Raw genomic sequence first — 24013 nt, 5'->3', positions numbered from 1 at the left:
GGGCGGCGCGGCAGGCCGCCCGGCACCGGGGCGGTCAGCGAGGTTCGGCGCGCAGTTCCCGGGCCGCGCCGACCAGGTGCCGCAGCGCCGGTTCGACTTCGGCGTAGCCGCGGGTCTTGAGGCCGCAGTCCGGGTTGATCCACAGCCGCTCCGCCGGGACCGCGCCGAGTGCCGTGCGCACCAGGCTGGTCAGTTCGGTTTGGTCCGGCACTCGCGGTGAGTGGATGTCGTACACGCCGGGGCCGACGGCGCGGGCGAAGCCTGCTTCGTTCAGGTCGGCGAGCACCTCCATTTTCGAGCGAGCGGCTTCGATGCTGGTGACGTCGGCGTCGAGGGCGTCGATCGCGGGGAGGACGTCGCCGAACTCCGAATAGCACATGTGCGTGTGGATCTGAGTGGTTTCCGCGACGCCCGAGGTGGCCAGCCGGAACGCGGGCACGGCCCAGTCGAAGTACGCCTCACGGTCCGCCGTGTGCAGCGGGAGCAGTTCGCGCAATGCTGGTTCGTCGACCTGCACGATGCGGATTCCGGCGGCCTCCAGGTCGGAGACCTCGTCCCGGACTGCCAGGGCGACTTGGCGTGCGGTGTCGGCTAGTGGCTGGTCGTCGCGGACGAATGACCAGGCCAGAATCGTGACGGGGCCGGTCAGCATGCCTTTCACCGGCCGGTCGGTGCGGCTTTGCGCGTACTGGGCCCATTCGACGGTCATCGGCTTCGGTCGGGAGACGTCGCCGAACAGGATCGGCGGGCGGACACAACGGGATCCGTACGACTGGACCCAGCCGAGGGTCGTCGCCGCGAATCCGGTCAGTTGTTCGGCGAAATACTGGACCATGTCGTTGCGTTCCGGCTCGCCGTGTACCAGGACGTCGAGGCCGAGGTTTTCCTGAAGCCGCACGACCCGCTCGATCTCGGTGCGCATCGCGTCCCGGTACGCCGTGTCGTCGAGTTTGCCTGCGCGGTGTGCCGCTCGGGCTCGACGGACCTCCCCAGTTTGCGGGAAGGAACCGATGGTGGTGGTTGGCAGTGGCGGCAGATTGAGGGATTTCTGTTGCGCTGCAGCACGTTCGGCGTATGGGGTGCGGACGGTGTCCTCCGGCCGGAGCGCTGCGACGCGAGCGCGGACGTCGGCGTCGTTGAGCTCCGCGGCGCTGGCTCGATCGGCGACGGCGGCTCGCGCCGGACTGAGGTCGACGTTCTCGCCGTGGAGGGCTCGGCCGAGAAGGACGACCTCGTCCACTTTCTGCCGAGCGAAGGCGAGCCAGTTCTTCAGGCGCGGGTTGAGATCTGTCTCCGCTTCGACGTCGTAAGGGACGTGCAGCAGCGAACACGACGTTGAGACGCTTACGTGTGCTGAGGTGGCCTTCAGCCGCGCTGCGCGGGCCAGCGCGACGCCGGGGTCGGTGCGCCAGACGTTGCGACCGTCCACCACTCCGGCGAGTACTTCCTTGTCCCGTAACGCTCCTTCGGCGGCCACTTTGTCTACAAAGGACGCGTCGGTAACCAGGTCGACGGCTACAGCTTCGATGGGGGAGCGCGCCAGTATGCCGAGTGCTCGGCCGAGGCTGCCGAAGTATCCGGCGACTAGGAGCTTCGGCCGGTGTTTTTCCTTTGCCAGCCAGTGATAGGCGCGGGTGAGCGCGTTGAACTCCTGGTTCGTTCGGTCGGCCGCGAAGGCCGGCTCGTCCAACTGGACCCATTCGACGCCCTCGGCGGCCAGCTTGCCGAGCAATTCGGCGTACGCGGGGAGAAGTTCGTCCAGCAGTTCCAGCGGGCTGAAGCCGGGCTCGGTCGCCTTGGCCAGCAAGAGAAAGGTGACCGGTCCGACGAGCACCGGACGCGGGATGATGCCAAGGGCGCGGGCTTCGCGAACCTCGTCGATCGGGGCGGTGCCGGTGAGGGCGAATCGGGAGTCCGGGCCCAGTTTCGGGACGAGGTAGTGGTAGTTGGTGTCGAACCACTTCGTCATTTCCAGTGCGGGAGCGTCCGGGACTCCGCGGGCGGCGGCGAAGTAGGTGTCCAGAGGGGAGAGGCCTAGGCGGGTGAAGCGTTCCGGCAGCGCGCCGAAGAGAGCGGTGGTGTCCAGTACCTGGTCGTAGAGGGAGAAGGTACTGGAGGGGATTGAGTCCAGGCCTTGGTCGCGCAGGGTGGTCCAGGTTTGCGCGCGCAGCCGTCGGGCGGTGGTCTGGAGTTCTTCCTCGGTGCCGGTGCCTGCCCAGTAGGCCTCGAGTGCCCGTTTCAGTTCCCTGGCCGGGCCGATTCGCGGGTAGCCGAGAATCGTGGTGCCGATGGTGTTCACAGCATGCATCCTCACGTGCTCGCCGGAAGAGCCCGGGCACGCGGAAACGTCGTGCTTCGGTCGGCGCCCTGTCCCGCGAGGCCCGGACTCACGCACGCCGTCGGCGTGCGTGCCATTGGCAGGTATTCGGACTCGTGGGCGTGTCGCTCGTGCCTACCGGCTGTCGCTTCCCGGGCGGGGCGCCCAGTGCTTTACCGCGTTCGCGGTGACAGCTTTCGTTCCCACATACCGCTGCGGGGCAGTCCCGGAATCGCACCGGGTTCCCTGTTGCCTCGTCAGAACGGCTCTGACGAACCAGTGGCGTGGGGGAGTTTAGCGGGTTTGGGCGTGGTCCCGGGGTGCGGGAGGGGGTGTCAAGGTGCTCGTCGCCTGGCGGCGGCTTGGCTCAGGTGAGCGCGTTGGCGAGCCAGGCTGAGCTGCTGGTGGAGGGAGCGGAACCGCGTCCGGCTCAGGTTTTCGGCGCATTGTCTGTTGAGACTTCGCTATTGCTCACTGGATAGCCGCAGGGGCTCCTTATTCTTCAGTCTCTGCCCGAAAATAGCCATACACCGGGAGGTCTCCGTAGTCTGACTTGTCACCCGGTCGGCGGTTCCTCGGGTGCGCCAGGGCGGACAAACTGCGGTGTTGTTCTCGGCTCTTGTGCGAGCGGCGGGTCGCGCCCGGAATGCGTGCTCAAAAGCGCAAGCCCTGTGTGGACAGGACGGAGAAGATGTCCGCCGAAAGCAACGTCACGCCGCCTACTTCCGCCGACCTGCTGAGTACGGCGAAGAGGTTGGCTGCCGCCAATGACGAGGACAGTCCGTCCACTATTCAGTATGTGAAAACCGACCGAAACACGCTCAAGCATATTGACGGAACGCAACCCACAGCCAACGATCCGGTGTATTTGATTCAAATGACCGGGAACTTCGTCGGGCACGCCGCCAAGGTGCCTCCGGGGAGCAAGGCTCCCAGGGGAAACGCGCTCACCGTCACGGTGGATGCGAAATCCGGGCACATGCTGGGCTGGTCGATCCTGGCGGAGCCGCACGACCTTGCGACGTTTGGAGTGGTCTCGGCACTGAAGTGACGAAGCGGACTGGCCACGGCGGCCGGTCTGGTGTTGCCGGGTAAACGAACTCGGCCGCACCCTGGCTCCTCAGGGTGCGGCCGAGTTTCAGCGGTTGCCTCGGGGTGGGATCAGTCCCAGTCGAGCGCCCCGCCGGACTGGTACTCGATGACGCGGGTCTCGAAGAAGTTCTTCTCCTTCTTCAGGTCCATCGCCTCCGACATCCACGGGAACGGGTTTTCGTTCTCGCCGTAGATCGGGGTCAGGCCGATCTGCTGGGCGCGGCGGTCGGTGATGAAGTGCATGTACTGCTCGCACAGGTCAGCCGACAGGCCGAGCATGCCGCGCGGCATGGTGTCGCGGGCGTACTTCACTTCCAGTTCGCACGCGTCCTGCAGCATTCCGCGGATTTCGGCCTGGAATTCCTCGGTCCACAGGTGCGGGTTCTCGATCTTGATCTGGTTGATGCAGTCGATGCCGAAGTTCAGGTGGATCGACTCGTCGCGCAGGATGTACTGGTACTGCTCGGCGATGCCGACCATCTTGTTCCGCCGGCCCAGCGACAGGATCTGCGCGAAACCGGTGTAGAACCACATGCCCTCGAAGATCACGTAGAACGCCACCAGGTCGCGCAGGAACGCCTGATCGGCCTCCGGCGTGCCGGTCTCGAAGTCCGGGTTTTCCAGGTTCTGCGTGTACTTCAGCGCCCACGCGTCCTTGTCCGAAATGGACGGGACCTCGCGGTACATGTTGAACAGCTCGCCCTCGACCAGGCCGAGGCTTTCGCAGATGTACTGGAAGGTGTGCGTGTGCACGGCCTCCTCGAAGGCCTGGCGCAGCAGGTACTGGCGGCACTCCGGGTTGGTGATCTGCCGGTACACCGCGAGCACGATGTTGTTGGCCACCAACGATTCCGCCGTCGCGAAGAAGCCGAGGTTGCGCTTGAGCATCTGCCGCTCGTCCTCGGTGAGGCCGTCCGGCGACTTCCACAGCGCGATGTCGGCCTGCATCGCGACCTCGGTCGGCATCCAGTGGTTGTTGCACGCCGCGAGGTACTTGTCCCAGGCCCACCGGTACTTCATCGGCAGCAGCTGGTTGACGTCGGCGCGCGCGTTGATCATGCGCTTGTCGTCGACGTTGATCCGGGCCGCGCCGACCTCGATCTCGCCGAGGCCGGTCGCGTCCGTCGTTTCCACGTTCGTCATGGTTCAGGGATTCCTTACTGGCAGGCTTCGCAGTCGGGGTCGTCGATCCGGCAGGCAGCGCCCTCGGTGGCGACGAAGTCGACGTCGGTCTTCGGCATCTCCTTCGGCTCCGCGGGAGCAGCCGCGGCGGGCGACGGTGCGGGGGAGGCGGCCGGGACCGCGGCGGACGGCGACGGCGAAGGAGCGGCAGCGGGAGCAGCGGCAGCCGCGGCGGGAGCAGCGGCAGCCGGAGCGGCCGGGGCCGGAGTGGCGGAGACGGCGTTCAGCTTGCCGTCGGTGCCGCGCAGGGTGCTCTTCTCCACGTGCGTCGCGGACTGCGCCCGCAGGTAGTACGTGGTCTTGAGGCCCTTGTGCCAGGCGTAGCGGTACAGCTCGTCGAGCTTGCGCCCGCTCGGCGCCGCGATGTAGAGGTTCAGCGACTGGGCCTGGTCGATCCACTTCTGGCGCACCGAACCGGCGTCCACGATCCACTTCGACTCGATCTCGAAGGCCGTCGCGTACAGCGCCTTCAGGTCGTCCGGGACCCGGTCGATCTGGCCGAGGCTGCCGTCGAAGTACTTCAGGTCGCTGACCATGACCTCGTCCCACAGGCCGCGCGCCTTGAGGCTCTTGACCAGGTGCGGGTTGACGACGGTGAAGTCGCCGGACATGTTCGACTTGACGTACAGGTTCTGGAACAGCGGCTCGATCGACTGGCCGACGCCGGAGATGTTGGAGATCGTCGCGGTCGGCGCGATCGCCATCACGTTGGAGTTGCGCATGCCGACGGTCTTGACGCGCTCGCGCAGCGGGGCCCAGTCCAGCGTCGTCGAGGTGTCGACGTCGAGGCCGTCGCCCTGGCGGGCGTCGATGAGCAGCTGCATCGAGTCGATCGGCAGGATTCCCTTGCTCCACAAGGAACCCTCGAACGTCTGGTACTGGCCGCGCTCCTGCGCGAGATCGGTCGAGGCCGAGATCGCGTAGTAGGAGAGGTGCTCCATCGAAGTGTCGGCGAACTTCACCGCGTCGGCGGACGCGAACGGCACGCCCAGCTCGAACAGCGCGTCCTGGAAGCCCATGATGCCCAGGCCGACCGGACGGTGGCGCAGGTTGGAACGGCGCGCCTCCGGGATCGTGTAGAAGTTGATGTCGATCACGTTGTCGAGCATGCGCACCGCGGTGCGCACGGTCTTCTCGAGCCGCTCAGTGTCCAAACCGGAGGGGGTGACGTGCTTGAGCAGGTTCACCGAGCCGAGGTTGCAGACCGCGACCTCTTCGGTGTTCGTGTTCAGCGTGATCTCGGTGCACAGGTTGGACGAGTGCACGACGCCGACGTGCTGCTGCGGCGAGCGCAGGTTGCACGGGTCCTTGAAGGTGATCCACGGGTGGCCGGTCTCGAACAGCATGGTCAGCATCCGCCGCCACAGTTCGACCGCGCGGACCTTGCGGAACACCTTGATCTCGCCGCGCGCGGCGGCCGCCTCGTACTCGCGGTAGCGCTGCGCGAACGCGTTGCCGTACAGGTCGTGCAGGTCCGGCGTCTCGTTCGGCGAGAACAGCGTCCACTCGGCGTTCGCCTCGACGCGGCGCAGGAACTCGTCCGGGACCCAGTTGGCGGTGTTCATGTCGTGCGTGCGGCGCCGGTCGTCGCCGGTGTTCTTGCGCAGGTCGAGGAATTCCTCGATGTCGACGTGCCAGGTCTCCAGGTACGCGCAGGCCGCGCCCTTGCGCTTGCCGCCCTGGTTGACCGCGACCGCGGTGTCGTTGGCGATCTTCAGGAACGGCACGACGCCCTGGGACTGGCCGTTGGTGCCCTTGATGTGCGCGCCGAGGCCGCGGACCGGGGTCCAGTCGTTGCCGAGGCCGCCCGAGTACTTGGCCAGCAGCGCGTTGTTCTTGTACGCCTGGAAAATCGAGTCCAGGTCGTCGTCCACAGTGGTCAGGAAGCAGGACGACAGCTGTGCGCGGTTGGTGCCGCTGTTGAACAGCGTCGGGGTGGACGCCATGAAGTGGAACGTCGACAGCAGTTCGTAGAACTCGATCGCGCGGGCTTCGCGGTCGTCCTCGCGGATCGCCAGGCCCATCGCGACGCGCATGAAGAACGCCTGCGGCAGCTCGAACCGCACGCCGTTGTGGTGCTGGAAGTACCGGTCGTACAGCGTCTGCAGGCCGAGGAAGCCGAAGTCGAGGTCGCGCTCGGCGTGAATGGCGGCGGTGATCTTGTCCAGGTCGAAGCCCAGCAGTTCGCCGTCGACCAGCTCCAGCTCGACCGCGCGGCGCAGGTAGGCGCGGAAGTACGCCGGGTATTCGCTCGTCATCTCGTCCTGGCTGGCCTGACGCGGCTTCTGCGCGAGGTAGCTCAGCGCTTCGCCGCGCAGCTTGTCCAGCAGCAGCCGGGCGGACACGAACGAGTAGTTCGGCTCCTGCTCGACCAGCACGCGCGCGGCCATGATCTGCGCGAGCGCCAGTTCGTCGGCGGTGATGCCGTCGTAAAGGTTGCGCTTGGCCTCGACCAGCACCGGCTCGGCGGACACGTCCTCGAGCCCGGCGACAGCCTCGCCGACGACGTGCGAAACGCGCGCCCAGTCGAGCGGGCGGAGCGTTCCGTCGGCGCCCTTGACGCTCAGCGCGACCTCGGCCGACGCCGGCGCGGCGGCCTCGCGGGCCTTCGAGCGCTCGTCGCGGTAGAGGACGTAGGCGCGGGCGACCTTGTGGTGCTCGCCGCGCATCAGGGCGAGTTCGACCTGGTCCTGGATCTGCTCGATGTGCAGCGCGGTCTCCGGGCCGGTGTGGCGCAGCAGCGCCGCCTCGACCTGCCCGGTCAGCTCCGCGACCACGTGGTGCACGCGGGAGGACGCGGCGGCGTCGCCGCCCTCGACCGCGAGGAAGGCCTTGGTCAGCGCCACCGAGATCTTGCCCGCGTCGAAGGGCGAGACGCTTCCGTCCCGCCGGATGACGCGGACCGCGCTCGGGGCCCCCTCCGCCGCCGACGGCGGCCGCTGACCGGTTTCCACTGACATGCGTGTCTCCAACAGTTCCTCGAAATGGGCGCGTTCGAGCGGCACACAGCCGGTCAAGGCCATGCGCTGCGGTTTCGTCGAAACAGCCCGGCCGCCCTCGTCAAGCGGTCTCCCCGTCGCTGGGGGCTGCCGGTTCCCAGAGACTACATCTTGGGGTTCAGGCTCGCACGCGCCCCAAGGTATGGCGTGTCAGTCTCACCCTGGCGGGTTATCCGATCACCGAGGGCAAGATCCGAAGCGGAGCTTCGTGGCGCCCAGTGCCGCACTGGCCACGGGCCGTTTCCCGGCCAGGTAGCCCAGTGGCCCGGCCGGGTTGACCGACCAGTCCGCGGCCGCCGCGCGGGGTTTCGCGCGCCACTCGACCGGGCTACGCAGCGGGCTGCCGTTTCGGGCTTGAGCGATCTCGAAGCATACCGGGAGTGTGATCGGGAGCCCGACGCGCGGGGTGAAGGCGGCGGTGGCGATCCAGTCGTCGGAGGTCGCGGCGGTGAAGGTGCGTCCGCCGGTGAAGGTGAAGGCCGCGAGGTCCTTCGGGATGCCCCACAGCTCGCGCCCGCCCGCGCGCGAGATCTCGCTGTCGACCCAGATGTCGGTGATCGACGCGGCGAGCCCGCGACCGCGGACGGCGACGCAGGAGAGGAGTTCGTGGTAGCTCAGCTGGCCGGACGGGAGGTAGTCGATCCAGGCGGTGAAGACGGCGGCCTGGTTGTTGAGGAGCAGCGGCTCGGCACCGTCGGGAAGCTTGGGCAACTCGTCGACCGGCACGCGCCAGATCGAGATGCAGGCGTCGGCGGCGAGGTGCCACGGTTCGGGCGGATACTCGGTCATTCTCCGGTCCACGGCAGGTACGGCGGCAGGTCTCGGTCCACGCGCAACGGGAACTCGGGCGGGCGTTTCTGGAAGAACGAGGCGATGCCTTCGACGGCGTCGGGGTTCGAGCCCAGCTCGGAGATGAGCTTCGAGTCCACCTGGTGGACGTCGAACGGCGACGGGGCCGAGGCCATCCGGTAGAGCAGCTGACGGGTGACGGCGACCGCGACAGGTGCGGTGGTCTCGGCGATTTCCCGGGCCTTTGCTTGGGCCTGGCTCAGGACGTCTTCGGGGTCGTGGATCTGGTGGACGAGACCGGCTTGGAGTGCTTCGCCGGGGCCGAAGAGCCGTCCGCTGACCATCCAGTCGACGGCCGCGCCCATCCCGACGAGGCGGGGGAGGAACCACGCCGACGCGCCCTCGGGGTAGATCCCGCGGCGGGTGAAGACGAAGCCGAACTTGGAATCGGTCGAGGCGAAGCGGTAGTCGCAGGACAGCGTGATGGTGATCCCCGCGCCGACGGACGCCCCGCGCAACGCGGCGAGCACCGGTTTGTTCATGGTGAAGATCCGCTTCGACACGCGGCCGGCGGGTTCCTGCCAGTCGTCCGGCGGACGGTTGCCGAAGTCGAATCCGCCGGACGAAAGATCGGCCCCGACGGAGAAATCCTTGCCGGTGGTTCCGAGCACGACGGCGCGGATGTCCTCGTCCCGGTCGGCGCGGTCGAGGGCGTCGGCGAGTTCGTCGGCCATCCGGGTCGTGTAGCCGTTGCGGGCCGCGGGCCGGTCGAGCAGGACGGTCGCGACCTTGCCGGCGACCTCGCAGGCGATCTCCGCGTAGGAGTCCATGGGAGGACGGTAGGGCGCCGGAGCCTTGTTTTCAATGTGTCAATAACGGTTGGGCGGTCGTGGCCGGGGCATGCTCGGATCATGCTGAAGGTGGGCACGGTGGTGCTGGGAGTCGAGGACATGGAGCGCGCGGTCTCGTTCTGGAGCGACGCGCTGGGGTACGCGCGGCGGGACGACGCGACGGATTTCGTGGTGCTGTTGCCTCCGGACGGCGCGGGGCCGGGGGTGGCGTTCCAGCGGAGTTCGGTGCCGGTGCAGGAGGTGCCGCGGGTGCATCTGGACCTGTACGCCGGGGATGCCGCGGACCAGGCAGCGGAGGTCTCGCGGCTAGTGGGGCTGGGGGCGCGGCAGGTGGACTGGCCGCATTACCCGCCGGATCCGGACTTCGTGGTCCTCGCGGATCCGGAAGGCAACCGCTTCTGCGTCATCGACACCGCGCACGGCTGACTGAGGTCCGTGAAGGGCTCCTTGAGGGAATCAGATTCCCTCAAGGAGCCCTTCACGGCACGCGGCTGGAGCAAAAACAATCAGGCGCGCTTGATTTTTCCGGCGGCAGGGGTCACGCTGGGTCCGCACGAGGTGGTGCGGCGGACGCAGGGAGGCGCAGGAATGGCTGATCTCGCGGGGATCCTCCGGGATCTCGCGGCCGAATCGGAGGCGGTCGACGACCTGGTCGCCGGGTTGCCCGCCGAGGGGTGGGCGCGGCCGACGCCGGCGCCTGGCTGGAGCATCGCGCATCAGGTCGCGCATCTGGCGTGGACCGACGATAAATCGCTGATCTCCGCGAGCCGGCCGCAGGACTGGCAGTCCGAGGTCGAAAACCTGTTGAGCATCGGCGAAAACTACGTCGACGCGGGTGCCGAAGAAGGAGCCAAGCTGCCCCCGGACGAGCTGCTGGCGCAGTGGCGCGAGGGCCGGGCCGCCTTGGCTGAGGCGCTCGCAGCGGTGCCGGAGGGGCAGAAGCTTCCTTGGTACGGCCCGCCGATGAGCGCGGCTTCGATGGCGACCGCGCGGATGATGGAGACCTGGGCGCACGGTCAGGACATCGCCGACGCGCTCGGCGTCACGCGCGAGCCGACCGAACGGCTGTGGCACATCGCCCGGTTCGGCACGCGGACGCGCGATTTCGCGTACAAACTCCACTCGCTCGCGCCGCCGACCGAGGAATTCCGGGTCGAGTTGACCGCGCCGGACGGCAGTACCTGGGCGTTCGGGCCGGAGGACGCGGAGCAGCGGCTCACCGGCAGCGCACTCGACTTCTGCCTGGTCGCGACGCAGCGGCGGCATCCGGCGGACACTGATCTCGTTGCGACGGGCGCGGATGTCGAGGAATGGCTGGGCATCGCGCAGGCGTTCGCCGGGCCGCCCGGGGCGGGGCGCGAGCCGGGGCAGTTCGCGTGAGCGCGCCGTTGCGCGTCGGGAACGCGTCCGGGTTCTACGGCGACCGGTTCTCCGCCGTGCGGGAAATGCTGACCGGCGGCCCGCTCGACGTCCTGACCGGCGACTATCTCGCCGAGTTGACCATGCTCATCCTCGGTCGCGACCGGATGAAGGACCCGGCGCGCGGCTACGCCAAGACGTTCCTCCGGCAGATGGAGGAGAACCTCGGGCTGGCTAAGGAGAAGGGTGTCCGGATCGTCGCGAACGCGGGCGGACTCAACCCGGCCGGGCTCGCGGACGCGTTGCGGGAACTGGCCGCGAAGCTCGGTCTCGAGGTCCGCGTCGCGCACGTCGAGGGTGACGACCTGATCGCGCGGGCGGGCGAGTTCGGCTTCGAGAATCCGTTGACAGCCAACGCTTATCTCGGCGCGTGGGGGATCGCGGAATGCCTCAAGGCCGGTGCGGACGTGGTGGTGACCGGGCGGGTCACGGACGCGTCGGTGATCGTGGGGCCGGCGGCGGCGCACTTCGGCTGGGCTCGCGACGACTACGACGCGCTCGCCGGAGCGGTCGCGGCGGGCCACGTCATCGAATGCGGTGCGCAGGCGACGGGCGGCAACTACTCGTTCTTCCGCGAACAGCCAATCGGCGTGCCGGGATTCCCGCTCGCGGAGATCCACGCGGACGGCTCCAGCGTGATCACGAAGCATCCGGGAACCGGTGGCGTGGTCAATACCGGAACTGTCACCGCGCAGTTGTTGTACGAGATCACTGGTGCGCGGTATGCGAATCCTGATGTAACGGCACGGTTCGACGCACTGTCCCTTTCGGACGACGGGCCGGATCGGGTGCGGATCAGCGGGGTGCGCGGGGAAGCGCCGCCGCCGACGTTGAAGGTGTGCCTCAACCGGCTCGGCGGGTTCCGGAACGAGACGACGTTCGTCCTTACTGGACTGGACATCGAGCAGAAAGCCGCGCTGGTACGGGAACAGCTGGAAGGCGCACTGGCGAAGCGTCCGCCAGCCGACGTCCGGTGGACACTTGCTCGCACGGATCACGCGGACGCTGACACCGAGGAGCGCGCCAGCGCGCTGCTGCATGTCGCCGTGAAGGACAACGATCCGAAGATCGCCGGACGGGCGTTCAGCGGAGCGGCGATCGAGCTGGCGCTTGCAAGTTACCCGGGATTCCACGTGACCGCACCGCCTTCGGACGCGTCGCCGTTCGGGGTTTACTCGGCGGCCTTTGTGGACGCTGGCGCGGTCCCGCATGTCGCGGTGCTGCCGGACGGGTCCAAGGTGGACATCGCGCCCGCCTCAGCGACGCTTGAGTTGTCCGAAGTGGACGAACCAGCGTTGCCGGAACCGTTGCAGGCGGACAAGGTGCGGCGGGTCCCGCTTGGTCTGGTCGCCGGGGCGCGCAGCGGGGACAAGGGCGGCAACGCGAATCTCGGCGTGTGGGTGCGGTCCGAGGAAGCTTGGCGCTGGCTCGTGCATCGGCTGACCGTCGGGGAATTCCGCCGGTTGCTGCCGGAAACCGAAGGACTGCCGGTCACCCGGCATCTGCTGCCGAACCTGTGGGCGATGAACTTCGTGGTCGAGGGCATTCTCGGCGACGGCGTCGCCTCGCAGGCCAGGTTCGATCCCCAGGCGAAGGCGCTCGGCGAATGGCTGCGGGCGCGCGAACTCGACGTCCCGGAGGCGCTGCTGTGACCGTGGATCCGTTCCGCACGCCGGAACGCACCGAACTGCGCGCGACGGTGCGCCGGTTCGTGGAGAAGGACGTGCTGCCGCATCTCGACGACTGGGAGCGGGCCGGGGAACTGCCGCGCGACCTGCATCGCAAGGCGGGACAGCTGGGTCTGCTCGGGGTCGCGTTCCCCGAAGCCGCGGGCGGCGGCGACGGCAATTACCTCGACGCGCTCGTGGTCGCCGAGGAAATGCACTACGCGGGCGGGTCCGGCGGGCTGTTCGCGTCGCTGTTCACCTGCGGGATCGCGGTGCCGCACATCGTCGAGGCCGGCGACCCGGTGCAGATCGAACGCTGGGTGCGGCCGACTCTCGAAGGCGAGAAGATCGGTTCGCTGGCGGTCACCGAGCCGGACGGAGGTTCCGATGTCGCCGGGATCCGCACCACGGCGGTGCGCGAGGGCGACGAATATGTGGTCAATGGGGCCAAAACGTTCATCACCTCTGGGTGTCGTGCGGACTTCGTGACCACTGTGGTCCGAACCGGCGAAGCTGGCGCGCACGGTCTTTCGCTGATCGTGGTCGAGCGCGGGACGCCGGGCTTCACGGTGTCCCGCAAGCTGGAGAAAATGGGCTGGGCGGCTTCGGACACCGCTGAACTGTCTTATGTGGATGTCCGGGTTCCCGCGGAGAACTTGATCGGCGCGGAGAACAGCGGGTTCGCTCAGGTGGCCACGCAGTTCGTGACCGAACGGCTTTCGCTGGCGGTGCAAGCGTATGCACACGCGCAGCGGGCACTGGACCTGACGCTGGACTGGTGCCGGATGCGCGAGACGTTCGGGCGTCCGCTGATCTCGCGGCAAGTCGTGCAGCACAAGCTCACCGAAATGGCCTGCAAGGTCGACGTCGCCCGGACCTACGCCCGGCAGGTCGCGATCCGGCACGTGTCCGGCGAGGAAGTGATCGCCGAGGCGTGCTTCGCGAAGAACACCGCGGTGCAGACCGCTGAATGGGTCGTGAACGAGGCGGTGCAACTGCACGGCGGGCTCGGCTACATGCGCGAGGCCGAAGTGGAGCGGCATTACCGCGACGTCCGCATTCTCGGCATCGGCGGCGGCACCACCGAAATCCTGACCGGACTGGCCGCGAAGCGATTGGGATACACCGCATGACCACAATCAGGTCCACAGTGGACACCCGGGCCGACGAGTTCGCCGCGAACCGCGAGGCGATGCTGGAGAAGCTCGCGGAGATCGACACCGAACAGGCCAAAGCGGTGGCCGGCGGCGGCGAAAAGTACGTCGAACGGCATCGCAAGCGCGGAAAGCTGCTGGCGCGCGAACGGATCGAACTGCTCCTGGACGAGGATTCGCCGTTCCTGGAGCTGTCGCCGCTGGCCGCGTGGGGTTCGGACTACCGGGTCGGCGCGAGCGTGATCACCGGGATCGGCGTGGTGGAAGGCGTCGAATGCCTGATCTCGGCCAGCGACCCGACGGTCAAGGGCGGCGCGAGCAACCCGTGGACGACGAAGAAATCGTTCCGGGCGGCGGACATCGCGGCGCAGAACCGGCTTCCGGTGATCAACCTGGTCGAGTCCGGCGGCGCGGATCTGCCTACCCAGAAGGAAATCTTCATTCCCGGCGGCCGGGTCTTCCGTGATCTGACGCGGTCCTCGGCGGCGAAGGTGCCGACCGTCGCGCTGGTGTTCGGCAACTCGACCGCAGGTGGCGCGTACCTGCCCGGCATGTCCGATTACGTCGTGATGGTGAAGGAACGCGCGAAGGTGTTCCTCGGCGGCCCGCCGCTGGTCAAGATGGCGACCGGCGAGGAATCCGACGACGAATCCCTCGGCGGCGCGGAAATGCACGCGCGGACGTCCGGGCTCGCCGATTACCTCGCCGTCGACGAGGAGGACGCGATCCGCCTCGGCCGCAGCATCATCAAGCGGCTCAACTGGACCAAACAGGGTCCGGCGGCCAAACCGGACTACGCCGAGCCGGTGTTCGACGCCGAAGACCTGCTGGGCATCGTGCCGACCGACCTGAAGGTCCCGTTTGACCCGCGCGAGGTGATCGCGCGCGTCGTGGACGGTTCGGACTTCGACGAGTTCAAGCCGCTGTACGGGCCGAGCCTGGTCACCGGATGGGCGAGCATCCACGGTTATCCGGTGGGCATCCTGGCGAATGCGCAAGGCGTGCTGTTCGGCGAGGAATCGCAGAAGGCCGCGCAGTTCATCCAGCTGGCCAACCAGATCGACACGCCGCTGGTGTTCCTGCACAACACGACCGGCTACATGGTCGGCAAGGAATACGAGCAGAGCGGCATCATCAAGCACGGCGCGCTGATGATCAACGCGGTGTCGAACTCGAAGGTGCCGCACCTGTCCGTCCTCATGGGAGCGTCCTATGGAGCCGGGCACTACGGAATGTGCGGCCGGGCCTACGATCCGCGGTTCTTGTTCGCGTGGCCGAGCGCGAAGTCCGCGGTGATGGGGCCGGCGCAGCTGGCCGGGGTGCTGTCCATTGTGGCCCGCGCCGCGGCGGCGAGCCGGGGCCAGGAGTACAGCGAGGAAAACGACGCCGCGATGCGCGCCATGGTGGAGAACCAGATCGAGGCGGAATCGATGCCGATGTTCCTCTCCGGCATGCTTTACGACGACGGCATCATCGACCCGCGCGACACCCGCACGGTGCTCGGGCTGAGCCTGTCGGCGATCCACAACGGACCAGTGAAGGGCGTCGAAGGCGGCTTCGGCGTCTTCCGGATGTGAGGGCCATGATCCAGAATCTGCTGGTCGCCAACCGGGGCGAGATCGCCCGCCGGGTGTTCCGCAGCTGCCGGGACGCCGGAATCGGCACGGTCGCGGTGTTCTCCGACGCGGACGCCGATTCCCCGCATGCGCGGGAAGCCGACGTCGCCGTCCGGCTGCCGGGCAACGCGCCGGGCGAGACGTATCTGCGCGGCGAACTGATTGTCAAAGCCGCGGCGGACGCCGGAGCCGACGCGATCCATCCCGGGTACGGCTTCCTGTCCGAGAACGCCGGGTTCGCCCGCGCGGTGCTCGACGCCGGACTGACGTGGATCGGCCCGCCGCCCGCGGCGATCGAGACCATGGGCTCCAAAGTGGAGTCGAAACGGCTGATGGCCGACGCCGGAGTCCCGGTGCTGTCCGAATTGGACCCGTCCTCGGTGACCGAGGACGATCTTCCGTTGCTGGTCAAGGCTTCCGCTGGCGGCGGCGGTCGCGGTATGCGCGTGGTCCGGTCGCTGGGCGAGCTGGCCGAAGCCGTCGAGAGTGCTCGTGCGGAAGCGGGCTCGGCGTTCGGCGATCCGACGGTGTTCTGCGAGCGCTACCTCGAGACCGGACGGCACATCGAAGTCCAGGTGCTCGCCGATTCGCACGGCACGGTCTGGGCGGTGGGGGAGCGGGAGTGCTCCATTCAGCGTCGGCACCAGAAGGTGGTCGAAGAAGCGCCATCGCCCTTTGTGGACGATGCCATGCGGACTGAGCTGTTCGACGCGGCGCGCAAGGCCGCGCAGGCGATCGACTATGTCGGCGCGGGAACCGTCGAGTTCCTGGCTGGTCCAGACGGCCGGTTTTACTTCCTGGAGATGAACACGCGGCTGCAGGTCGAGCATCCGGTGACGGAGAACGTCACCGGACTGGACCTGGTGGCGTTGCAGCTTTCGATAGCCGAGGGTGCTCGGTTGCCTGCCGAACCGCCTGCGGCTAATGGACATTCGATCGAAGTCCGGCTGTACGCGGAGGACCCTTCGGCTGGATGGCAACCGCAGAGCGGGACGCTGCACGCTTTCGAAGTGTCCGGAGTGGACCGCGAGTTTACCCACGGCGCCGGGCTGCGCTTGGATTCCGGAGTGGAATCCGGCTCGGTGATCGGTGTCCACTACGACCCGATGCTGGCGAAGGTCATCACGTGGGCGCCCACGCGGGCCGAAGCCGCGCGCCGGCTTGCCGGTGCTTTGGCAGGCGCGAAGATCCACGGCGTGGTGACCAACCGCGACCTGCTGGTCCGGATCCTGCGCCACGAGGCTTTCCTCGCCGGAGAAACGGATACCGCGTTCTTCGACCGGCACGGACTGGACACTTTGGCCGCACCGCTGGCCACTGTGGACACCGAACGCTGGTCCGCCCTGGCCGCCGCGCTAGCCGGTGCCGCCGGGAACCGGGCGTCCGCCACCACCCTGGGACGGTTGCCGAGCGGCTGGCGCAACGTCCGCTCCGCAGGTCAGCGGAAGGTGTTTGCCAAGGGAGACAACCGTTACGAGGTCGTCTACTCGCTGACCCGCGACGGTCTGCGCGCCGAAGGCTACGACGATGTCACCTTGGTTTCAGCTGCGCCGGACCAGGTGGTCTTCGACATCGCCGGAGTCCGCCGGACCTTCGAGGTCGCCCGGCGCGGCTCAGTGTCCTATGTGGATTCCCCGCTGGGTTCGGTGGCGCTGACCGCCGAGCCGCGGTTCGCCGATCCCGATTCGGCACTGGCCGCGGGATCGCTGCTGGCGCCGATGCCGGGCACGGTCGTCCGGCTCGCGGTGTCCGAAGGGGACAGTGTGCGGACCGGCGATCCGTTGCTGTGGCTGGAAGCGATGAAGATGGAACACCGGATCTCGGCCCCGGCGGACGGCGTGGTCGCCGCACTGCCGGTCGAGGTCGGGCAACAGGTCGAGGTAGGCGCGGTGCTGGCTGTGGTGGGAGAGACCGAATGAACGCGATGAACTTCGTCGAGCCCGAAGAGCGGGTGGCGCTGCGGAAGGCTGCGGCCGACCTGGCGGGCAAGTACGGGCACGAGTATTACGCGAAGAAGGCCCGCGCGGGCGAGAAGACCGACGAGCTGTGGGACGAGGCCGGCCGGCTCGGATACCTGGGCGTGAACCTGCCGGAGGAGTACGGCGGCGGGGGCGCGGGGATCGCGGACCTCGCCGCGGTGCTGGAGGAATTCGCCGCCGCGGGCTCGCCGCTGCTGCTGATGGTGGTGTCGCCGGCGATCGTCGGGACGGTGCTGTCGCGGTTCGGCACGCCGGACCAGAAGAAGCAGTGGCTGCCGGGAATCGCGGACGGCAGCAAGAAGATCGTCTTCGCGATCACCGAACCGGACGCCGGATCCAACTCGCACAAGATCACGACGACCGCCCGCCGGGACGGCGGCGACTGGGTGCTGTCCGGCCGCAAGGTGTTCATCTCCGGGGTCGACGAGGCGGACGCGGTGCTCGTCGTCGGCCGCACCGAGGACGCGAAGACCGGGCGGCTGAAGCCCGCGTTGTTCGTGGTGCCGACGGACACGCCCGGGTTCGAGTCCACGAAGATCGACATGGACATCGTCGCGCCGGAGAACCAGTTCTCCCTCTTCCTGGACGACGTGCGGCTGCCCGCGGAAGCCCTGGTGGGCGAGGAGGACGCGGCGATCGCGCAGCTGTTCGCGGGCCTGAACCCGGAACGCATCATGGGCGCGTCGTTCTCGCTGGGGACCGCTCGGTACGCGCTGGACAAGGCCGTCGGCTACGCGAACGAACGGCAGGTGTGGGGCGCGCCGATCGGGTCGCACCAGGGGCTCGCGCATCCGCTGGCGCAGGTGAAAATCGAGCTTGAGCTGGCGAAACTGATGACGCAGAAGGCGGCTTCGCTGTACGACGCGGGCGACGATTTCGCCTCCGGCGAGTCCGCGAACATGGCGAAATACGCGGCGGCGGAGGTGGCGATCCGCGCGGTGGACCAGGCGGTGCAGACCCACGGCGGGAACGGCCTGGCGACCGAATACGGTCTGGGAAGCCTGGTGACGGCCGTGCGGCTGGGCCGAATCGCGCCGGTGAGCCGGGAAATGGTGCTGAATTTCGTGGGGCAGCACAGCCTTGGGCTGCCGAAGTCGTACTGAGCAGTGGTGACGGCATGAGGCCTGACCGGAGGTCCGTGGGGGGAACCCTGAGGGAATCAGAGTCCCTGAGGGTTCCCCTCACGGCCTTGTGCGGGAGCGGACCGGCCGGGCGAGGTGACGGCTGATGCTCCGCGAACCGCAGCAAGAGCGCAGCCGCACCACACGGCGGCGGCTGATCGAGGCCGCGATGGACTGCATCGGGGAGCGGGGGTGGCACGGGGTCACCGTCGCGGTCATCGCGGAGCGGGCTGGCGTCTCCCGGGGCGCCGCGCAGCATCACTTCCCGACCCGGGAGTCGCTGGTCGCGGCGGCGGTCGAACTGCTCGGCGAGGCTCAACTCGACGAACTGCGCACGCGCGCGGCCGGGTCGCCGGGCGGCTCGTCGCGGATCGAGTGGGTGGTCGAGATGCTGCTGACCCTCTACACCGGGCCGATGTTTCGCGCGGCGTTGCAGCTGTGGGCCGTCGCGTCGACGGACGACCAGTTGCGCGACGTGCTCGTGCCGCTGGAGGCGCGCGTCGGGCGGGAGGCGCATCGGGTCGCGGTCGAGCTGCTCGGCGTCGACGAAGCGCAGCCGGGCGTGCGCGAACTGGTCCAGGCCACTCTCGACCTCGGGCGCGGCCTCGGCCTCGCCAACCTTCTCACCGACGACACCCGCCGTCGCGAGCAGATCGTGCGCGAGTGGGCTCGGACGCTCGAATCTCGCCTGGCGGGAACCGAACAGGTCTAGGCATCGTCACATTCCCGAACCGCTACAGTGTGGCTGTTAACACATTCGGCCCAATCGGCGATAACGTTGAGTAAGTAGCCCACGAGGAAGAAGGCGATCCCGGTGTCCGGTTCAGAAGGGGTGACCGTCGAGCTGACCCATCGCGCGATGGCCATGCTCAAGGCGGTCGCGCAACAGCGCGCGGAGATGTCCACCAGCTGCGAGCCTGATCTGTTCGTCGACGGTTTCGCTTGCTGCGACCAGATGACCGCACACGCGCTCGCCAAGGGCGGCTACGTCCGCCCGGGCACGGGCGTCGCCTCCGCCGGCCGGGTCCCCGCCGAGCTGACCGAGGCCGGGGTGGCCGCGCTGTCGGTCACCGCCGCTGCCTGATCTTCACTCGTTCGGCCGTACCCACGCACAGTGTGTGACGGACGGCAGAACGGGGACCCCCCGGGCGGGACGGTCCCCGTCGCCGCACTCCGCCCTGCCGGACGGCCTCGATTCGGGCGGGCGCACCGGTGCGGAACGGTGGTTCAGTCCACCGCGGCACGGCTCGGCTGACCCGCGAGGCGCGGCCCGACCGGCGGCCCTTTCGCTTGGTTGAACCGGCGTCGACTTGGCTCAGATCGGCGGGGCTGCCGATGGCTCGGCTCAGGTCAGTCGCACTGCTGCCAGCGCGGCCCAGATCAGCCGAACCGCCGCCGACTCGGCTCGGCGCCGTGGCCAACCCGGCCCAAGTCGGCTGAATTGCCGCTGACTCGGCTCGGTGCCGTGGCCAACCTGGACCGAGCCGGCTGAATTGCCGCTGACTCGGCTCGGTGCCGTGGCTAACCCGGACCGAGCCGGCTGAGCTGCCGCCGAGTTGACTGAGGTTGGTTGCGCTGTGGCCAACCCTGTCCAGTCCGGCTGAGCTGCCGCCGGCTCGGCTCAGGTCAGTAGCACCAGGGCCAACCCAGGCCAGGTCAGCGGAATCGCCGCGGACTCGGCTCGTCGGCTGAAGCGTTCCCGGCCCGGCCCGGCCCGGCCCAGCCCAGCCCAGCGCAAGCCAGCCGAGCCGCAGCCGGCTCGGGCCACCTCCGAAGTCAGCCGTTGTACCCGGCCACGACCTTCGTGAACGCGTAGTTCTCCTGGTCGATCCCGCTGCACCCGCCGCAGTCGCGGTTGGTCGCCCAGAACGTGACGCGGCCCAGGTGGTGTTCGGCGGCCCAGTCGCGGATCGCGGTGAAGTCCGCGACCGATACGACCTCGCCTGCCCGGTCGGTCTTGCCGTTCATCGACGACAGCCCGGCGCGGTGGTAGGCGGTGGCGTCGTCCCAGCCGAAGGTCGACTTCAGTTCTCCGACCAGGCCGTCCACCGCGGATTTCGTCATCGCGACCATGTCGCCGCCGTCGGAGAAGTCGAACGGCATCAGCGACCACACGTCGACGTCCGCGCCCAGCGCCTTCGCCTGCGAGACCAGTCGCTTGCCCCAGTCGTTCGGGCCCTGCGGCGTGGTGCCCATGGTGATCACGACGCGCAGGTTCGGGTCCTTGTCCTTGAGAATCTTGACCGCGCCGAGGATCCGGTCCTGGACCGCCGCGTTCTCGAACTCGTCGGTGTTCTCGATGTCGAGGTCGATCGCCTTGAGGCTGTAGGCGTCGATCACCTGCTGGTACGCGCCGGCCAGTTCCTCCGGCGATCCGCAGTTCGGGCCCAGTTTGTTGCCCTGCCAGCCGCCGAAGGACGGGATCACGTCGCCGCCCGCGGCGCGGATCTTCTGGATCATCGCGGCGTCGGCGCCGTCGAGCGGGCGGTTGCCGTCCCAGGCGGGAGCGCAGCCGCCGCCGGAAAGCATGAAGGCGAGGGTGAACGCGCTGACGCCGGTCGCGTCCATCGCGGCGGACGGATCGCTCTGTCCGCCCCATTGGTACAGATACGGCGCCGCGAGAACCGGGTCTCCCGCGGCTGAGGCGGTGCCGGCCGTGGTGCTCAGCGCGGCGCCCGCGGCGAGTGCCAGCACGCCGAGCCGTCCGGCGAGTTTCCGGCGGGAAGTGGTGCGGCGCAAGGATTTCATGGGTCCTCCAACGGGGGAAACGCGCACCCGGCGGCACGCGGCATCGGAGCACCTGGCGAAGCCGGACGTGGCGGCGGCGCCCCGCAGGCACTCGGGGGAGTGTGTGCGCAGTCACAATGGACTAGACCATTGAGAAGTGTCAAGACGTGGGCGGGAGTGGGAAAAAACCTCACTGAGGGTGTCCAGGTCGCCGGGATGTTCCGGGGCGCCGGTGAGCGGGACGATCGGGAAGCCGGGCGCGGACGGGAGGGCAAACAACGCCGCTCAGCGGGCGCTGCCGGAGCGGTGTGTCACGCTGAAGACGGCTCCCCGGTCAGCGGCGCCCTCGGAGCGGCCGATCTTCGAAGGGGAGCGTCATGACCGAACCAGTCCGGATCAGCGGAGCCGACGTCGCCGCGGAGCAGCAGGCCGTCCGATACGAGCTGGCGATCCTGTCCTTTCAGCTGCTCGACGGGCCGAAAGCCGTTGAGGGTGTGCTGCCGTGGGTCGAGGGGCACGGCGAACTGCTCGGCTGCTGGCAGACGGAGAACGGCCCGCTTGGCAGACTGGTTGTGCTGCGCGGGTTCGAGAATCAGCAGTCGCTCGACGAGGAGCGGCTGCGGGCACGCCACAGTCGCAAGCCGTTCGGCGGCGACTATCTGACCGATTTGTCGCTGCAGAGTTTCGCGCCGTTTCCGTTCGTCCCACCGGTGCGGCCGGGGAAGTACGGTTCGGTTTACGAGATCCGCGATTATCACCTTCGCCCGGGCGGTTTGACCGCGACGATCGACGGCTGGCGGAAAGCGTTGCCCGCGCGGCATGTGGTCGATCCGCTGACCGTGGTGATGTACGCGCTCGACGGGCCGGACCGGATCATCCAGATCTGGCCGTTCGCGAGTCTGGACGAACGGCTCGCGATCCGTCGTGATCTCTACGCGAAGGGGATGTGGCCGCCGCCGGGTGCGCCGGAGGAGATTCTGGACGCGGATTCGATTATCGCGTTGCCGACGGAGTTTTCGCCGTTGGCGTGAGTCACGTCGGTTCGCCGATGTCCTCGAACCACAGTGCCGGTTCCCGCTGGATGAATTCCGTCATGAGGGCGACGCACGCCGGGTCGTCGAGAAGGTCGATGCGGACGCCGTGGTCGGCCAGCCAGTCGTGGCCGCCGGTGAAGGTCCGCGATTCGCCGATCACCACGTGCGGGATGCCGAATTGCCGTACCAGGCCGCTGCAATACCAGCACGGCGACAGCGTCGTGACCATGATCGTGTCGCGATAGTGCGGGCGGCGGCCGGCGGCGCGGAAAGCGGCGGTTTCGGCGTGCAGGGACGGGTCGCCGTCCTGGACGCGGCGGTTGTGGCCGCGTCCGAGGAGCTTCCCGTCGCGGTCGAAGAGGGCCGCGCCGATCGGGACGCCGCCCTCGGCTTTTCCGGCTTCCGCCTCTTCGCGGGCGACAGCGAGCAGGTCGTCGAGCATGCGTCACTGTTGCCGGTCTTCGCGGAGCACGGCAAGTCCTGGGCGATCGAGGACCGGAACTGTCCGCGAAGCGTGGCAGAGTAACCGCCATGTACGGAACCTCCGAACGCCTCTTGCGCTTGCTCTCCCTGCTGCAGGCGCGCCGCGAGTGGCCTGGCCCGGACCTCGCGGGCCGGTTGGGGGTCGACGTCCGGACGATCCGGCGCGACGTCGAACGGCTGCGGCAGCTTGGCTATCCGGTGCACGCGACGCCGGGGGTCGCGGGCGGGTACCGGCTGGGCTCCGGCGCCGCGTTGCCGCCGTTGCTGCTGGACGACGACGAGGCGGTCGCGGTGGCGGTCGGCTTGCGGACGGCGGCGAACGGCACCGTGTCGGGGATCGAGGAGACGTCCGTGCGGGCGTTGGCGAAGCTCGAACAGGTGCTGCCCGCGCGGCTGCGGCACCGGGTGCGGGCGATGGATTCGGCGATGGTCCGGATCCCCGGCGGCGCGCCGACGATCGACGCGGAGCTGCTCACCGTGGTCGCGGCCGCGTGCCGGGACAACGAGCGGCTGCGGTTCACCTACGGCACGCACGCGGGCGCCGTGGCCGAGCGCGATGTGGAACCGTTGCGGCTCGTGCACACCGGCTGGCGGTGGTACCTCGTCGCGTGGGACCTCGGCCGCAACGACTGGCGCACCTTCCGGCTGGACCGCATCGACGGTCTCCCGACGCCCAGTTTCCGTTTCACGCCAAGGGAACCGCCGGCCGAAGACCTCGCCGCGTACGTGTCGAGCCGGATCGCGACCGCGCCTTATCCGCACATCGTGACGTTGCGGGTGTCGGCGCCGGCGGAGGTGCTGTCCGCGCGGGTTTCGCCGACTACGGCGGTGATCGAGCCCATCGACGACGAAAGCTGCCGAATGCGCACCGGCGCGAAAACCTTCGACTACATTCCGTTTTACCTCGCGCAGTGGGAATTCGACTTCGTGGTGGAGGACGCGCCGCCGGAATTGACGGGGCGTTTGGCGCAGATCGCGGAACGGTTCGCGCGGGCTGCTTCAGGCCGAGGTGGCGACGGCTAGCAAGTCCGCGGCCGCAGTGGACAGCGCCTCGGGGAAACCCTTGCCGTCACGGTGTTCCTCGGCCATCCAGCGTTCGGTGGCGAGTCGCAGCACGGACAGGCCGAGATCAGTGGCCAGCCGCGCGGTTTCGGGGCCGATTCCGCGGTCCAGCAGCGCGGTCGTGAGCGCTTCCGAAATGGTGACAAGCTTGATCAGTTCCCGTTCCCGCAGCGGGGGATTGGCCGCGATCACCGTTGCCCGGCGGAGCAGGAATTCGCGCGGGCGGAATACGCGCGGCGCGGTGGCGAAGGCGGCCAGCAGGGTGGGCAGCGCGGGAGTGCCCGGCGGGACGGCGTCGATCGCGGTGACGAACTCGGTTTCCAGTTCCTGGCTGCCGCCGAACAGCACTTCCCGTTTGTCGGCGAACCACCGGTAGAACGACCGCTCGGTGAGGTTCGCGCGCTGGGCGATCTGCGCGACCGTGGTGCGGTCGTAGCCCTGTTCCTCGAACAGTGCCAGCGCGGCCTGCTCGAGCCGGTTCCGGGTGTTGCCCTCCCATCGCGCCATGCGTCCAGTGTAGC

General features: G+C 68.4%; 20 protein-coding genes and 1 riboswitch. Of the genes, 12 read left to right on the top strand and 8 right to left on the bottom strand.

The window, feature by feature from the left end; translation table 11 throughout:
* Positions 1–34: 34 nt before the first annotated feature.
* Complete coding sequence (gene metE / locus ABD156_RS04900) at positions 35–2308, bottom strand: 5-methyltetrahydropteroyltriglutamate--homocysteine S-methyltransferase (RefSeq protein ID WP_377928131.1); 2274 nt, start codon at positions 2306–2308, stop codon at positions 35–37.
* Positions 2309–2399: 91 nt separating this feature from the next.
* A riboswitch (cobalamin riboswitch) is annotated at positions 2400–2613 on the bottom strand.
* A 395-nt stretch (positions 2614–3008) separates the two neighbouring features.
* Between metE and ABD156_RS04895 the strand changes: the two genes are divergently transcribed.
* Positions 3009–3368, top strand: a complete 360-nt coding sequence (locus ABD156_RS04895; protein WP_344267110.1) for a hypothetical protein — start codon at positions 3009–3011, stop codon at positions 3366–3368.
* Between the two features lie 110 nt (positions 3369–3478).
* On the opposite strand, the gene ABD156_RS04890 is transcribed toward ABD156_RS04895, so the two are convergent.
* From ABD156_RS04890 to ABD156_RS04875, 4 genes are all read right to left on the bottom strand, one after another.
* A complete protein-coding gene (locus ABD156_RS04890) occupies positions 3479–4552 on the bottom strand; it encodes a ribonucleotide-diphosphate reductase subunit beta (RefSeq protein ID WP_344267107.1) in 1074 nt (357 codons plus the stop codon).
* Between the two features lie 14 nt (positions 4553–4566).
* Positions 4567–7551 (bottom strand): ribonucleoside-diphosphate reductase subunit alpha, encoded by a 2985-nt coding sequence (locus ABD156_RS04885; protein ID WP_344267104.1) that lies wholly within the window; start codon positions 7549–7551, stop codon positions 4567–4569.
* A 216-nt stretch (positions 7552–7767) separates the two neighbouring features.
* Positions 7768–8379: an acetoacetate decarboxylase family protein gene (locus ABD156_RS04880; RefSeq protein ID WP_344267101.1), complete on the bottom strand. Its 612-nt coding sequence runs from the start codon at positions 8377–8379 to the stop codon at positions 7768–7770.
* A complete protein-coding gene (locus ABD156_RS04875) occupies positions 8376–9209 on the bottom strand; it encodes an enoyl-CoA hydratase-related protein (RefSeq protein ID WP_344267098.1) in 834 nt (277 codons plus the stop codon). The genes ABD156_RS04880 and ABD156_RS04875 overlap by 4 nt, the downstream gene beginning before the upstream one ends.
* Positions 9210–9290: 81 nt before the next feature.
* Between ABD156_RS04875 and ABD156_RS04870 the strand changes: the two genes are divergently transcribed.
* From ABD156_RS04870 to ABD156_RS04830, 9 genes are all read left to right on the top strand, one after another.
* On the top strand, positions 9291–9656 hold the full coding sequence (locus ABD156_RS04870) for a VOC family protein (RefSeq protein WP_344267094.1): 366 nt from the start codon (positions 9291–9293) through the stop codon (positions 9654–9656).
* A 162-nt stretch (positions 9657–9818) separates the two neighbouring features.
* The gene (locus tag ABD156_RS04865) at positions 9819–10610 is read left to right on the top strand and encodes a TIGR03084 family metal-binding protein (protein WP_344267091.1); all 792 of its coding nucleotides are present in this window, start codon (positions 9819–9821) and stop codon (positions 10608–10610) included.
* Complete coding sequence (locus ABD156_RS04860) at positions 10607–12301, top strand: acyclic terpene utilization AtuA family protein (RefSeq protein ID WP_344267086.1); 1695 nt, start codon at positions 10607–10609, stop codon at positions 12299–12301. Before ABD156_RS04865 ends, ABD156_RS04860 begins: the two co-directional genes overlap by 4 nt.
* Positions 12256–13449 carry an acyl-CoA dehydrogenase family protein gene (locus ABD156_RS04855; RefSeq protein ID WP_350564448.1) on the top strand — a complete coding sequence of 398 codons (1194 nt, stop codon included), beginning with the start codon at positions 12256–12258 and terminating at the stop codon, positions 13447–13449. Before ABD156_RS04860 ends, ABD156_RS04855 begins: the two co-directional genes overlap by 46 nt.
* Complete coding sequence (locus tag ABD156_RS04850) at positions 13446–15047, top strand: acyl-CoA carboxylase subunit beta (protein ID WP_344267080.1); 1602 nt, start codon at positions 13446–13448, stop codon at positions 15045–15047. Before ABD156_RS04855 ends, ABD156_RS04850 begins: the two co-directional genes overlap by 4 nt.
* Before the next feature lie 5 nt (positions 15048–15052).
* Positions 15053–17005, top strand: coding sequence for an acetyl/propionyl/methylcrotonyl-CoA carboxylase subunit alpha (locus ABD156_RS04845; RefSeq protein WP_344267077.1), 1953 nt, complete (start codon positions 15053–15055; stop codon positions 17003–17005).
* Positions 17002–18168 carry an acyl-CoA dehydrogenase family protein gene (locus ABD156_RS04840; protein WP_344267074.1) on the top strand — a complete coding sequence of 389 codons (1167 nt, stop codon included), beginning with the start codon at positions 17002–17004 and terminating at the stop codon, positions 18166–18168. Before ABD156_RS04845 ends, ABD156_RS04840 begins: the two co-directional genes overlap by 4 nt.
* Positions 18169–18292: 124 nt before the next feature.
* Positions 18293–18898: a TetR/AcrR family transcriptional regulator gene (locus tag ABD156_RS04835; protein WP_037814758.1), complete on the top strand. Its 606-nt coding sequence runs from the start codon at positions 18293–18295 to the stop codon at positions 18896–18898.
* A gap of 102 nt (positions 18899–19000) precedes the next feature.
* Positions 19001–19270: a hypothetical protein gene (locus tag ABD156_RS04830; protein WP_344267064.1), complete on the top strand. Its 270-nt coding sequence runs from the start codon at positions 19001–19003 to the stop codon at positions 19268–19270.
* Between the two features lie 692 nt (positions 19271–19962).
* Here the strand turns inward: ABD156_RS04830 and ABD156_RS04825 are convergent.
* On the bottom strand, positions 19963–20934 hold the full coding sequence (locus ABD156_RS04825; RefSeq protein ID WP_344267061.1) for a chitinase: 972 nt from the start codon (positions 20932–20934) through the stop codon (positions 19963–19965).
* A gap of 356 nt (positions 20935–21290) precedes the next feature.
* Here ABD156_RS04825 and ABD156_RS04820 point away from each other — a divergent pair, with 356 nt between their 5' ends.
* Complete coding sequence (locus ABD156_RS04820; protein WP_344267058.1) at positions 21291–21944, top strand: NIPSNAP family protein; 654 nt, start codon at positions 21291–21293, stop codon at positions 21942–21944.
* A 1-nt stretch (position 21945) separates the two neighbouring features.
* Here the strand turns inward: ABD156_RS04820 and ABD156_RS04815 are convergent, their stop codons facing one another.
* Positions 21946–22389, bottom strand: coding sequence for a nucleoside deaminase (locus ABD156_RS04815; protein WP_344267055.1), 444 nt, complete (start codon positions 22387–22389; stop codon positions 21946–21948).
* Positions 22390–22478: 89 nt separating this feature from the next.
* On the opposite strand from ABD156_RS04815, the gene ABD156_RS04810 reads away from it, so the two are divergent.
* Positions 22479–23453 carry a helix-turn-helix transcriptional regulator gene (locus ABD156_RS04810; protein WP_344267052.1) on the top strand — a complete coding sequence of 325 codons (975 nt, stop codon included), beginning with the start codon at positions 22479–22481 and terminating at the stop codon, positions 23451–23453.
* On the opposite strand, the gene ABD156_RS04805 is transcribed toward ABD156_RS04810, so the two are convergent.
* Positions 23430–23999: a TetR/AcrR family transcriptional regulator gene (locus ABD156_RS04805; RefSeq protein ID WP_344267049.1), complete on the bottom strand. Its 570-nt coding sequence runs from the start codon at positions 23997–23999 to the stop codon at positions 23430–23432. The two genes, ABD156_RS04810 and ABD156_RS04805, sit on opposite strands and share 24 nt — an antisense overlap.
* Between the last annotated feature and the right edge of the window lie 14 nt (positions 24000–24013).

Origin of the sequence: Amycolatopsis albidoflavus (assembly GCF_039525725.1) — a bacterium.
Lineage (GTDB): Bacteria > Actinomycetota > Actinomycetes > Mycobacteriales > Pseudonocardiaceae > Amycolatopsis > Amycolatopsis albidoflava.
This window is presented reverse-complemented; position numbering and strand designations above follow the sequence as displayed.

Excerpts from the sequence above, each read along its gene's own strand:
- metE (WP_377928131.1), bottom strand. The coding sequence starts at position 2,308 with ATGCATGCTGTGAACACCATCGGCACCACGATTCTCGGCTACCCGCGA.
- ABD156_RS04895 (WP_344267110.1), top strand. The coding sequence starts at position 3,009 with ATGTCCGCCGAAAGCAACGTCACGCCGCCTACTTCCGCCGACCTGCTG.
- ABD156_RS04890 (WP_344267107.1), bottom strand. The coding sequence starts at position 4,552 with ATGACGAACGTGGAAACGACGGACGCGACCGGCCTCGGCGAGATCGAG.
- ABD156_RS04885 (WP_344267104.1), bottom strand. The coding sequence starts at position 7,551 with ATGTCAGTGGAAACCGGTCAGCGGCCGCCGTCGGCGGCGGAGGGGGCC.
- ABD156_RS04880 (WP_344267101.1), bottom strand. The coding sequence starts at position 8,379 with ATGACCGAGTATCCGCCCGAACCGTGGCACCTCGCCGCCGACGCCTGC.
- ABD156_RS04875 (WP_344267098.1), bottom strand. The coding sequence starts at position 9,209 with ATGGACTCCTACGCGGAGATCGCCTGCGAGGTCGCCGGCAAGGTCGCG.
- ABD156_RS04870 (WP_344267094.1), top strand. The coding sequence starts at position 9,291 with ATGCTGAAGGTGGGCACGGTGGTGCTGGGAGTCGAGGACATGGAGCGC.
- ABD156_RS04865 (WP_344267091.1), top strand. The coding sequence starts at position 9,819 with ATGGCTGATCTCGCGGGGATCCTCCGGGATCTCGCGGCCGAATCGGAG.
- ABD156_RS04855 (WP_350564448.1), top strand. The coding sequence starts at position 12,256 with ATGGCTGCGGGCGCGCGAACTCGACGTCCCGGAGGCGCTGCTGTGACC.
- ABD156_RS04850 (WP_344267080.1), top strand. The coding sequence starts at position 13,446 with ATGACCACAATCAGGTCCACAGTGGACACCCGGGCCGACGAGTTCGCC.
- ABD156_RS04845 (WP_344267077.1), top strand. The coding sequence starts at position 15,053 with ATGATCCAGAATCTGCTGGTCGCCAACCGGGGCGAGATCGCCCGCCGG.
- ABD156_RS04840 (WP_344267074.1), top strand. The coding sequence starts at position 17,002 with ATGAACGCGATGAACTTCGTCGAGCCCGAAGAGCGGGTGGCGCTGCGG.
- ABD156_RS04835 (WP_037814758.1), top strand. The coding sequence starts at position 18,293 with ATGCTCCGCGAACCGCAGCAAGAGCGCAGCCGCACCACACGGCGGCGG.
- ABD156_RS04825 (WP_344267061.1), bottom strand. The coding sequence starts at position 20,934 with ATGAAATCCTTGCGCCGCACCACTTCCCGCCGGAAACTCGCCGGACGG.
- ABD156_RS04820 (WP_344267058.1), top strand. The coding sequence starts at position 21,291 with ATGACCGAACCAGTCCGGATCAGCGGAGCCGACGTCGCCGCGGAGCAG.
- ABD156_RS04815 (WP_344267055.1), bottom strand. The coding sequence starts at position 22,389 with ATGCTCGACGACCTGCTCGCTGTCGCCCGCGAAGAGGCGGAAGCCGGA.
- ABD156_RS04810 (WP_344267052.1), top strand. The coding sequence starts at position 22,479 with ATGTACGGAACCTCCGAACGCCTCTTGCGCTTGCTCTCCCTGCTGCAG.
- ABD156_RS04805 (WP_344267049.1), bottom strand. The coding sequence starts at position 23,999 with ATGGCGCGATGGGAGGGCAACACCCGGAACCGGCTCGAGCAGGCCGCG.